The organism is Streptomyces sp. NPDC037288 (assembly GCF_055603265.1).
In genome coordinates this window covers 1-9602 of the sequence record NZ_JBVJVY010000098.1, presented here as the reverse complement: position 1 = coordinate 9602, position 9602 = coordinate 1, and the positions used below count along the sequence as shown (strand labels likewise).

Annotated in this window: 7 protein-coding genes and 3 pseudogenes; 4 read left to right on the top strand and 6 right to left on the bottom strand. The window is 67.9% G+C overall.

Annotated elements, in window-relative coordinates; all coding sequences use genetic code 11:
- The first annotated feature begins 341 nt into the window (after nt 1-341).
- A complete protein-coding gene (locus tag ACZ7GZ_RS40995) occupies nt 342-1169 on the top strand; it encodes an HAD family hydrolase (RefSeq protein ID WP_471032667.1) in 828 nt (275 codons plus the stop codon).
- Nucleotides 1170-1182: 13 nt separating this feature from the next.
- On the opposite strand, the gene ACZ7GZ_RS40990 is transcribed toward ACZ7GZ_RS40995, so the two are convergent.
- Nucleotides 1183-2616 carry a gluzincin family metallopeptidase gene (locus ACZ7GZ_RS40990; protein ID WP_471032664.1) on the bottom strand — a complete coding sequence of 478 codons (1434 nt, stop codon included), beginning with the start codon at nt 2614-2616 and terminating at the stop codon, nt 1183-1185.
- An 829-nt stretch (nt 2617-3445) separates the two neighbouring features.
- Between ACZ7GZ_RS40990 and ACZ7GZ_RS40985 the strand changes: the two genes are divergently transcribed.
- Nucleotides 3446-3598, top strand: coding sequence for a hypothetical protein (locus ACZ7GZ_RS40985; protein ID WP_471032662.1), 153 nt, complete (start codon nt 3446-3448; stop codon nt 3596-3598).
- A 236-nt stretch (nt 3599-3834) separates the two neighbouring features.
- Nucleotides 3835-4474, top strand: a pseudogene (locus ACZ7GZ_RS40980) (IS5 family transposase); the annotation flags it as partial.
- A gap of 24 nt (nt 4475-4498) precedes the next feature.
- On the opposite strand, the pseudogene ACZ7GZ_RS40975 reads toward ACZ7GZ_RS40980, so the two are convergent.
- The 5 genes and pseudogenes from ACZ7GZ_RS40975 to ACZ7GZ_RS40955 all read right to left on the bottom strand — a co-directional run.
- Nucleotides 4499-4648: pseudogene (locus tag ACZ7GZ_RS40975) on the bottom strand (IS5/IS1182 family transposase); the annotation flags it as partial.
- A 746-nt stretch (nt 4649-5394) separates the two neighbouring features.
- Nucleotides 5395-5607, bottom strand: coding sequence for a hypothetical protein (locus ACZ7GZ_RS40970; protein WP_471032661.1), 213 nt, complete (start codon nt 5605-5607; stop codon nt 5395-5397).
- Nucleotides 5608-5762: 155 nt separating this feature from the next.
- The gene (locus ACZ7GZ_RS40965; protein ID WP_471032658.1) at nt 5763-6077 is read right to left on the bottom strand and encodes a phospholipase A2; all 315 of its coding nucleotides are present in this window, start codon (nt 6075-6077) and stop codon (nt 5763-5765) included.
- Between the two features lie 565 nt (nt 6078-6642).
- Nucleotides 6643-7763, bottom strand: a pseudogene (locus ACZ7GZ_RS40960) (IS701 family transposase).
- 78 nt (nt 7764-7841) lie between these two features.
- Entirely contained in the window at nt 7842-8402 is a 561-nt protein-coding gene (locus ACZ7GZ_RS40955; RefSeq protein WP_471032655.1) for a TetR/AcrR family transcriptional regulator, read from the bottom strand.
- Between the two features lie 84 nt (nt 8403-8486).
- Here ACZ7GZ_RS40955 and ACZ7GZ_RS40950 point away from each other — a divergent pair, with 84 nt between their 5' ends.
- Entirely contained in the window at nt 8487-9341 is an 855-nt protein-coding gene (locus ACZ7GZ_RS40950; RefSeq protein WP_471032654.1) for a patatin-like phospholipase family protein, read from the top strand.
- Nucleotides 9342-9602: the final 261 nt, after the last annotated feature.

The following is a 9602-nucleotide window of genomic DNA, read 5'->3' as shown; positions in this document are numbered from 1 at the left end:
TACCCCACCGAGCCCGGCAAAAGCGCCCCCGCACTCCCCAACACCACCAACACGACCGACGATTGATCGCCTACACCACATCAAGGGACACGACCACGGCGACCGGGGCCCGACCGACTGAGGCTTGCCGCGAAGAGTCCGGCTGACGTAGTTGCGGACGTAGCCGTAGCCGTAGCCGTAGCCGTAGCCGTAGCCGTCCGGACAGCCCTGTTCCTTGCTTTCCTCCCACGGGATGGACCTCCCTTCGAGCTGCCGTAACGGGACGACAGGCGGCCGGCGCGCGCACAGTCTCACCCGGGCGGTCCCGACTCGAAAGGGTCCGCTGCGGGGAGGCACTCCGCATGCCTGTGATTTTCTTCGACATCGGGGCGACTCTGGCGGATGCCCGTGTGGAACCCGACGGTTCCCTGATCCTCCAGCCGCGACCGCGTGTCATGGCCGTGCTCGAGGCCCTCCGCGACGTACGTACGGGCATCATCTCCAACCCCGGGCTGGGCGACGATGCCGCGTCACGGGCGGCGGCCGCGCTGCATGAGGCGTTCCCCGGCCGGTTTACGGACGAGGCGCTCGTGCACTGGGGTGCGAAGGACGGTCGAGGGATCTTCGACCAAGCGGTCGCGAGCACCGGGGGAGCGGCGGACGACTGTGTCTTCGTGGGCGAGAACGCTCAGGAGCGCGCGTTCGCACGGGAGGCGGGGATGCGTACGGCGGCCGACCCGGTGCTCGCGCGCGCCGCCACGGAGAACCGTCCCGTGCTGCGGGCGCGGATCGAGCTGCCGGACGGCCAGGGCCTGCCCGAGCTGTCCACGGCCGTGGACGGCACCGAGGCCGTTGTCGTGCAGACGGTCTCTGACCGGCTCGTGCTCGTGATGGTGACCGCGCTGGGAGCCGAAGCGCTCGAGCGCGCCGGATTCCGGGTGGAGCTGCGAGGGCCGGTGGACGACACGGCGGCCTTTCCGGTTCGGGGCCATGAGCCTTCGCAGACCACCGGAGAAGGCGGACTGACGAGCGACACCGAGCGCCGGGCGACCGAGAAGTTCGTCAGTGACCTGCTGGCCCGAGGCGAGGCGGTGTACGAGGGCGAGGAGCCGACGCCGAGGACGACGCACATCATCAAGCGCGAGGACGACGGACGGCTCACCGTCCGCCGTCTGCGCTTCTTCGGCTGATCCGGCCGACTGCTCAGTCGAAGCAACGCCGGATCAGGGCGAGGCCCTCACCGGTCTTGCTCCGGGTGATCTCGTGGGTTCTCAACCGGGACGGGCTGTCGTCGACGAACGCCGCGTCGGTCCGGTGCTCCTCGGGTACGTGGACGCGGCCACGCCGGAAGAGGTCCTCGAGGTACGACGTGGCGACCTGCTCGGGGTCGGCCGGCCGCACCGAGCCGCCCGCGGGGTCGGAGCCCGCGATGCCGAACCGGCGTTCCTGGGCGGGGGCGGAAAGGGTGAGGGGCTGGGTGATGCCGTACGTCGCCCCATGGATCGTGACGGCCGTCAGCCCCTCCTCCTCACTGCCGCCCGGCGTCACCTCCGCCATTTCGGCGCTTCGGCGAGCCACCTCAGGCTCGGTGATGGCCACGGCGGCCTCCAGGGAGAGGACGCCGTGCCGGATGAAGGCCGAGCGCAGGGTCTGACCGTACGTGCCGCCGTTGCGGCGCTGGTCCGCGGCGATCATGTGGCCCGCGACCTGCGCGTAGTAGGCGGACACCACGGGTGCGGCCACGACCGCGTCCACCAGCAGCTGTCCCGCGATCTCGGCCGCCCTGGCCAGGCCGGCCTGGTCCTGCAGGTCCTGCTGGCGGAAGATCCCGGCGACGATCTTCAGGAAAGCGCCGCTGAACACCCGGGAGAACGAGTGCGGCTCGCTGGTCAGCGTGTTCGCGGGCCCGTTCGGTGGCAGATGAACCGGGTCGCGGTAGAAGAAGCTGTTCGACATGTTGCGCAGGCAGTCCGGGTCGACTGCGTTCGGGTGGCCCTGCCGAATCGCCGCGCCCAGTTGCTCCGCCATCCTCGACACCCGCGAGGACAACTCGAGGTCGCTCTGTGTCTCGGCCAGTACCGCGATCCGCAGCGGTTCCAGCCGGAGCGACGTCAGCAGTGCGCTCATGTCGCCGAAGGCTTCGTGCAGGGCGGCCGCCTCCGCACTCGCGGCGTTGAACAACTGGGGGCGCAGGGCGTCGAGGATCGCGTGACCCGTCTCGTGCGCGACGATCTCGGGGCTCTCGCAGGCGGCCACGGTGACCCCTGCCACCGTGCTGCGGAAGAACCACAGGCCTTTGCGGTTGTAGAAGGCGTTGAGGTCGACTCCCGCGTTGAGGTGCGCGGTCAGGGCGCGGCCGACCGTCGGATACCACTGGGTGCCGGTGGGAACCAGGGGACCCCACGTCTGGCCGGCCCTGCTGAGGGCATCGGCCGCCACCCAGTAGCGGAATGCCTCGGTGCCCGGTCCGGCACCGTCAGGCTGCGGCGCGGGGTCCGCGATGGCCGTCGGGAAGGGCTGAGTGTCGAGCTGGGGAACGGGATGCGGTACGGGCATGTTCACCCGGGGAGGAAATCCGGGGTCGTCCTCGTACACCAAAACCGTCGGGGTCGTAGTTGTCTGTTGCTGCACTGTCATGGCGGCTCCCTAAGAGGGGAGGTTACGGATGGTGGAGGTTGGCGGGGAAACTCTTGGCCAAGAGCCCGTCGTGTTCAGTACGAGGCCCCGGTGGCCCGGCGTCAATTCGTGTGACCCTCCGGTTGGCGGCTGTCGTAGCCGCACAACCGCTCCTCCCCGGACCGTGGCTGGTGCGCGCTGCCACAGGACGGGGCGAACGGGATGACGGCCGGATGGGTGACAGTGACGGTGAGCCGAGTACGGCCGTCAGATGGTCGATCACCCTGGCCCATGGGCGGGAGCCAGGCGCGTCCGGTCGGCGGTGGCGGTCGAACGGGCATGCGATCTAATGGCGAGTAGGATGAGCGCCTCAGGCACCCACCCCAACCCCTTGGCCTGCTCGTTCCCTCTACGTGGACGGGAGGGATGCCGGTGGCTCACCCTGCGTCGCCTCCTCAGACCACCGGATCGCCCGAGCGGCTCCCCATCTCTCTGCCACCTTTCTGCAGTGGCAGCCGCCGCAGCCGCGCAAGCGCGTCTCCTGGCCGCTCCGGTGCGTCTCCGCCGCAGCTGCACGAAACGCAGAGACGTCCACGATGAAAGCCGCCCATCGACCCACGCCACAACCCGCTCCACAACCCGCCCCCGGCAGGGCGCCCGTTCCCCATCCCCTTCCCCGTCCGCTGCCGCCGCGCCCCGTGCCCCCGCCCGACCAGGCACAGCGGCCCGCTCCCGTCCCGCCACCGCCGCCGGCCGCAGCGTTCCCCCGGTTCTCCTGCGACGTCACCGATACCTGTGCGCGGCGATGTACACCGACATCTCGCTCGCCCGCAAGGCCGTGAGATGGACAGTGAACGAGCGCCGTGCCGTGGCCTCCTCTCCCGGCGTGGACCCCGGCTCCGTGCTGCGGTACGCCCTGGCTGCCCGCAAACGGCAGCGGCACAGGGACGTCGTGCTCGCGTTTCTGCTGCTCGGCATCCTGGTCACTCTGCCGTTCACCTAAAGAGGCCGTGTTCATCTGTATTGCGTGTATGTAGGGCGGTCCTTGGAGTGTGGGATTACGGTGCGGAAGAGGTAGCGGGGTGTGGTCGGGGTCTGTGGGCTGGGCGGGGTGACAGGTGGGGCGGGGTGTGGCTTGTTGCTGTCTCATCCCAGGACGCCCGGTCTGCGTGGCTGTGTGCTTCTGTCGCCGCTGCTGTGCGCCTGGGCGCAGTCGATCCGCGGCGATACGCCGGAAGCATGCCGACGCGACGCCCGTGTCCGAGTGATCTGGACGATGCCCGCCGGGAGTTGATCGAGCCGGTGCTCTCGGCCTGGCGCTTCGAGCGCCGCGCCAGGGCCCTGGACTTCGGCCGGCCGCCCGAGCACGATCTGCGCGACATCATGGACGCGATCTTGTATGTGGACCGCACCGGGGTCCAGTGGTGCTGTCTCCCACACGACTTCCCGCACTGGAACACGGTCTACGGCTACTTCACGAAGTGGCAGCAAGGAGTGCTCGCCCACCTCAACGGCCTGCTCAGGCAGTTGCTGCGGGAGAAGGAAGGACGGGGCGCCGAGCCATCGGCCTGTGTGATCGACGCCCAGAGCGCTCAAGACCTCCCACAGCGTTCGTGCCTCCTGCCAGGGCATCGACGCCGGGAAGAAGACCGTGGGCAGAAAACGGAGCATCGTCACAGACACGATCGGTCTCCTGCTTGCCGTGCTGGTCACCGCGGCGAGGGTGCAGGACTCGGTCGCCGGCACCCGGCTCCTGGACCAGGTCGCCGCCGAACACCCCGGCATCCGCAAGGTGTGGGTCGACGACGGCTACCGCCAGCACCTCGTCGAGCATGCGGCCACCCTCGGCATCGACATGGAAATCACCGCCCGCATCCCTGAAGCAGGGGATTAAGAAGTCATCTCATTTGGTGACCCTGCGGTAGCAGCTGAAGGTACAGGCGATGCTGCTGAAGGCGAGGCAGTGCTCGGCTTTGCGCTCGTATCGGCGGTGCAGTCGGCGGCATCCGGCAAGCCAGGACATCGTGCGTTCCACGGCCCAGCGGTGCCGGCCCCGTCACCATCGGCGACGCGCCCGGGCGAGAGGAGCAAGCCAGCAGCTGACCGTTCGTCACCCGGCCCGCACCTGCCTCCGGGGACGAAGGGCCGCGACGAGGTCCTGCCGGAGAGACGCCTGCGGCGTGGCCGTCAGGCGCGCCGGTGTGAGTACGCACGCGTGCAAGATGAGTATGTGAGCCGATGTCCCGGCCCGGCGGCCCGTGATGCGGTTGTCGCGTGATCCTGATGGCGTGTGCACGAACGACGCGTGAACGCTCCGCCCACCTGTCGTGGCGGAAGGCACCCCTCGTGGCCTTGCTGACCGGCCTGCCGTCGCCGAGTTGGCGTACTACCGATTCCGGCCCCGGGACGGCGTCGGCGCCCTTGGGGGTGTGCTACCGGTCGGTCGGCTTGCCCGCCCTGGTCTGGGCGCTGGCGCACCGCCGGTTCCTGCGGACAGCACACACGGTGCCCGTTGGTGGTCCGGCCAGGGTGTTGCCTTGACGAGAAACAGCCCGCCCCCGGGAGCATTCTGCGACCCGAACGAAGCAATGCAGCAGGAAGGCGCCCCGATGCCGCAGGTGACCAGCCGCAGCGCCGCCAGAAGCGCGATTCCCCCGAGCGCTGAGTCGTGAAGTGTGCCAGGCGAAGAGTCCCGGCCCCCCGGTGACGCCACCGCCGACAGCTGTTGTCTTGACCAGCCCGGACGATGGCCGATGCAGCGGCGAAGCACGGCTCACGGGTGTGTAGTCGGTTCGTCCGTCACGAGTCGCGTCGGCGCAGGCGGATCGCCACGATGATCACTGCTCCGGCCGCCAGACCGGCGTAGAACAGAAGTTGCAGTGCTCCACCGCCGATATTCGGACCGCCCCATTGCTCGGGGAACTCCTCGCGAGCCCACAAGTTGACGCCAGCACCGATTGCGCTTGCGACGAGAATTGATGTACCGACTACCAAGGGGCGGGACATTTCCATACCTCCGGAGGAGCTGCATATTTTGGTTCTGTGACCGATGGTCGCCAACGATCGCAGACTAGCGCTTTTTGTGCGCATGTCACATGTGGCCTTCCGTAGGCCCTTGACGCCGCCAGGGAATCGACCTGTCGAGGACACGTGGACTCCCTGGCTGTTTAAGCCACGCATGGCTTTAACCAGTTGTCGTCACCGTAGGCCGTCACCCCAGTGAAGTAGACGCTGGCTATCGAGTAGCAGTTGTAGCGCATCGGATTCCAAGAGGCGTATGCGTAGCTACAGTTCTTATTCATGTCCAGAATCAGTTGCCCACCGCACGCCTTCTTGTGGTTTCCTTTCTTGGCGTAGCATAGGTCATGCCGGGCGCAGGGGCCGCGGAAGTCTGCCGCACCGTAGGTGTCGGGCGAGCTGGTGCAGTAGTCGTGAAGGGAGCCCTTTCTGGGGTTGTAGACGTAGTTACCCGGAACCGTCACCTTCTCTGAGGAGGCCGCGGATATATCGAACTCCCATCAGGATTAGAGCCGGTGTCGCCATCCTCAGGGGTTCCAGTGCCGTTCGTGACCTCCGAGTACATGGGCCGGCCGGACGTCACGGGGAACTTCGTCTCGGGGGGTGAAGTTTATTTTTTCGACGAGGGTGCACCCCGAGATTCGGTAACTCATCGATACCGGATGATTATCCGCGTCGAGCGCCCAGGGGGTGTCGTATGACCCGAGAACCTCTCCCTTGGGATCTATTACCAGGACCTGCTCGTGATGTCGTCGCCACGGCCCTTAACCGGCACCAGCTTGCCCTTCGAGGGCGTCACCGTGTCGAAGTGGTACCTGTGTGACGCCGAAACATCCTTGATGACGATGAGGTTGGGGTCGCTCGCCTGCGCCGATGGATCCGCGCCCTCCGAGATGCCGACGAGCGTGACGCAGGACTGATCCCTGGAAGGAGCCTTGGCACCGTCGTCTGCCTATGCTGGGCCGGCAGCCAACATGCCCGCCATCGCGGCGCCACTCGACATCCCCGGGCCGCCATGGCAGTGGGTACTCAGGGAGTCCGAGGCGGGACAAGTTCGTTGCAGGTAAGCGGGATCAGGTTGTCCGGTCCGGAGTGGCGGGAGTGTTCGTCGGCGCGGACGACGGCGAGGAAGGCGTGGGCGAGCATGGCGAGGGTGACCCAGCGGGACCAGGACGTGTAGCGGCGGACCTGGTGCTCGTCCAGTCCGGCCAGGCCCTTTCCGGACTGGAACGTCTCCTCGACCCGCCACCGTGATCCCGTGACCCCCACCAGGGTCGTCAGCGGCACTGGCTGGGGCGAGTAGCAGCGGTAGTGGGCGAGTTCGCCGGTGGTGCGGTTGCGGCGGATCAGCAGGTATCGGTAGCCGGGGTGTGGGTCGGGCAGGTCGATGACCGCCCAGTCGTAGAAGCGTTGCCCCTTGGCTCCGGTCCCGGCGGACAACTTCTGCCAGGCTCGCTTCGGGATCTTCTTGGCCAGGGAGTCCGCGCGAGACTTCCCGGCACGCTTGGTTACTTCGTGGGTGCGGGCTACCGCGAGCACGTAGCCGGTCCCGCGTTCCTCCAGGGCGGTACGCAGTTTCGGGTTGCCGCCGTAGGCCTCGTCGCCGGCCACCCAGGAGGCGTGGTGGTCGGCATCCAGGAAACGGGTGATCATGCGGGCGGCCAGTTCGGGTTTGGTCGCGAACGCGGTGTCCGGGCCAAGTCCGGCCGCCTGGCAGCGGTTGGGCTGGTCGGTCCACGAGTGTGGGATGTAGAGCTCCCGGTCCACTGCGGCGTGTCCGCGTCGGCCTGCGTAGGTCAGGTAGACGGCGACTGGGAGTTTTCGATTCTCCCTGCTGTGCCGGTGTACTGGCGCTGGACGCCGACCGTATGGCTGCCCTTCTTCACGTCGCCGGTCTCGTCGACCACGAGTACCGCCTGATCGTCGTATAGGTACTCGGTTACGTGGTCGCGCAGGTCGTCGCGGACGGCGTCGGCGTCCCACTTGGCCCGGTTCAGCAGGTGCTGCATGCCGTCCGGGGTGGCCTCCCCGGCCCATTCGGCGATGGTCCAGCAGTTTTTGTGGGGCAGATCCGAGAGCAGGCTGAGCACCAACCGCCTTATCCGCCGACGGGGCTCGACCCGCGGGAACCGGCCCGCGATCCGGTCCATCAGGGCCTCGAATGCCTCCTGCCAGCGGGCAAAGTCTGCGCTGTGACCGTCAGTCACCATGTGATCGTTTGTCTTCGTTCAGTGCCGCAGGAGTTCGCAGAAGCGGTTCAGGGCGCGGTCGGTGCGGCGGCGGTCGCCCGTGGTTGTGAGATCGAACAGGAGGCCCCGGATGACGGCCATGACCAGCGTGGGAGTAACAGCGTCGTCAGGGCCGGTGGTGATGTCGCGGAACGTGGCGCCGAGGGTGTTGAACCAGTCCGTGATCGCCTCGGCCCGGTCTGGATAGTTCTCGGGGTGAGCCAGGCCGTCGGCGTGCACCTCGAAGAAGAGCCGGACGAACGGGGCGCGCTCCGGTGCGCTGATCCAGGCCCAGATGCCGCTCAGGCGTTCCTCGGGAGAGGCTGCCTCCGGCGGGAGGTTCTCGGCCAACCGTGTCGCACCGCGGCGGCGGGCCTCGGCAAGGACCGCAGCCACCAATTCCTGCTTGCTGCCGAAATCGTAGAGCAGCATCCGCGGGCTGGTATCGAGAGCCGCAGCCAACGGCCGCAGGCTCAACCCGGCCAGGCCGTGCGCCAGTACGTAGTCGGTCGCCCGCGCCAGCGTGGCCTCCCGTCGGACGGGATCTGGGGGTCGTCCCACGGTGGATCATCCTCTCCGTACTGCTGATCTGAGCGGGCATCAGTATATGGTACGACTGTTTCAATAACGGGAGGGGAGACAGTCATGTACACGCTCAACCGGGCACTCGCGCTGGGCGCCGGAGGCCCCGTTGGTGCGGCCTGGATGGCCGGACTGGCCTGCGGACTGCGTGGCGGCGGGGTGGATCTCAGCGAGGCCGACCTGATCGTCGGCACCTCGACCGGCGCGATCATCGGCGCAGTGCTGGCCACCGGTCAGGACCCCGGCCGGCTCGCCACCCCTGTGCGCCCCGCTGACTTCGACGGCACCCCGCCCCAGGTGGACGGGCGCCGACTGGGCGAGGCGTTCGCCGTGCTCGGCAATGCCGCCTCGAACCCAGCCGAGGCGCGGCGCCGAGTGGGCCAGATCGCGCTCGCCGCCGAGACAGGCCCCGAGCAGGCACATATCGCCCGGATGCGTGCCATGGCCGGCGCAGACCAGTGGCCGGACCGGAAGCTGCTCATTACTGTGCTGGACACTGAGACCGGCGAGCAGGAGGTCTTCGACCGTGCCAGTGGCGCACCGCTGCCATCCGCCGTGGCGGCAAGCACGGCCTTCCCGGGCATCTACCCACCGATCACCATCAACGGCCGCCGATACATGGACGGCTCCCTGCGGTCGGCGACCAATGCCGGACTCGCGGCCGGAGCCCACACGCTTGTCGTGATCGACCCACAAGCGCACCTGTTCCCCCGGGAGTTGCTCCGCCAGGAGATGGCGGTCGCCGGGGCGCACGCAGTGGTGACCATCGAGCCCGATCCGGCATCGATACGCGCATTCGGCTCAGACCTGAACGACCGCACGGCCTGGGAACCGGCCTACCAGGCGGGTCTTCGCCAAGCCACCGATGCCGCAGAGCAGCTCCGCCTCACGTGGGAGACAGGATCCGACACGGACTGAGCGCCGCCCGGCCCTGGCCCTACTGACAGCTGATTCGCGACCAGCCACCAACCGCCAGCAGGCCGTGTGGTCGTCAAGATCACGATCTACCGCTGGAGTACTAGTACTCCAGTCAGAAATCGTGTCCTGAGCTGGTTCTTCTCGTTGTCCCGGCGTGGAGGGGATTACTGAAGTCGAGGGTTGGGCCGAGGAGTTGGAGTCGGTCTTCGCGCTGGTTGCGGGCCGGTTCGGGCGGGCGGACCTGCGGTGGCGGATGCGGGA

Bases quoted from the DNA above. Each gene is read 5' to 3' on its own strand.
- ACZ7GZ_RS40970 (WP_471032661.1), bottom strand. From the start codon at position 5,607: ATGGAAATGTCCCGCCCCTTGGTAGTCGGTACATCAATTCTCGTCGCA.
- ACZ7GZ_RS40950 (WP_471032654.1), top strand. From the start codon at position 8,487: ATGTACACGCTCAACCGGGCACTCGCGCTGGGCGCCGGAGGCCCCGTT.
- ACZ7GZ_RS40990 (WP_471032664.1), bottom strand. From the start codon at position 2,616: ATGACAGTGCAGCAACAGACAACTACGACCCCGACGGTTTTGGTGTAC.
- ACZ7GZ_RS40995 (WP_471032667.1), top strand. From the start codon at position 342: ATGCCTGTGATTTTCTTCGACATCGGGGCGACTCTGGCGGATGCCCGT.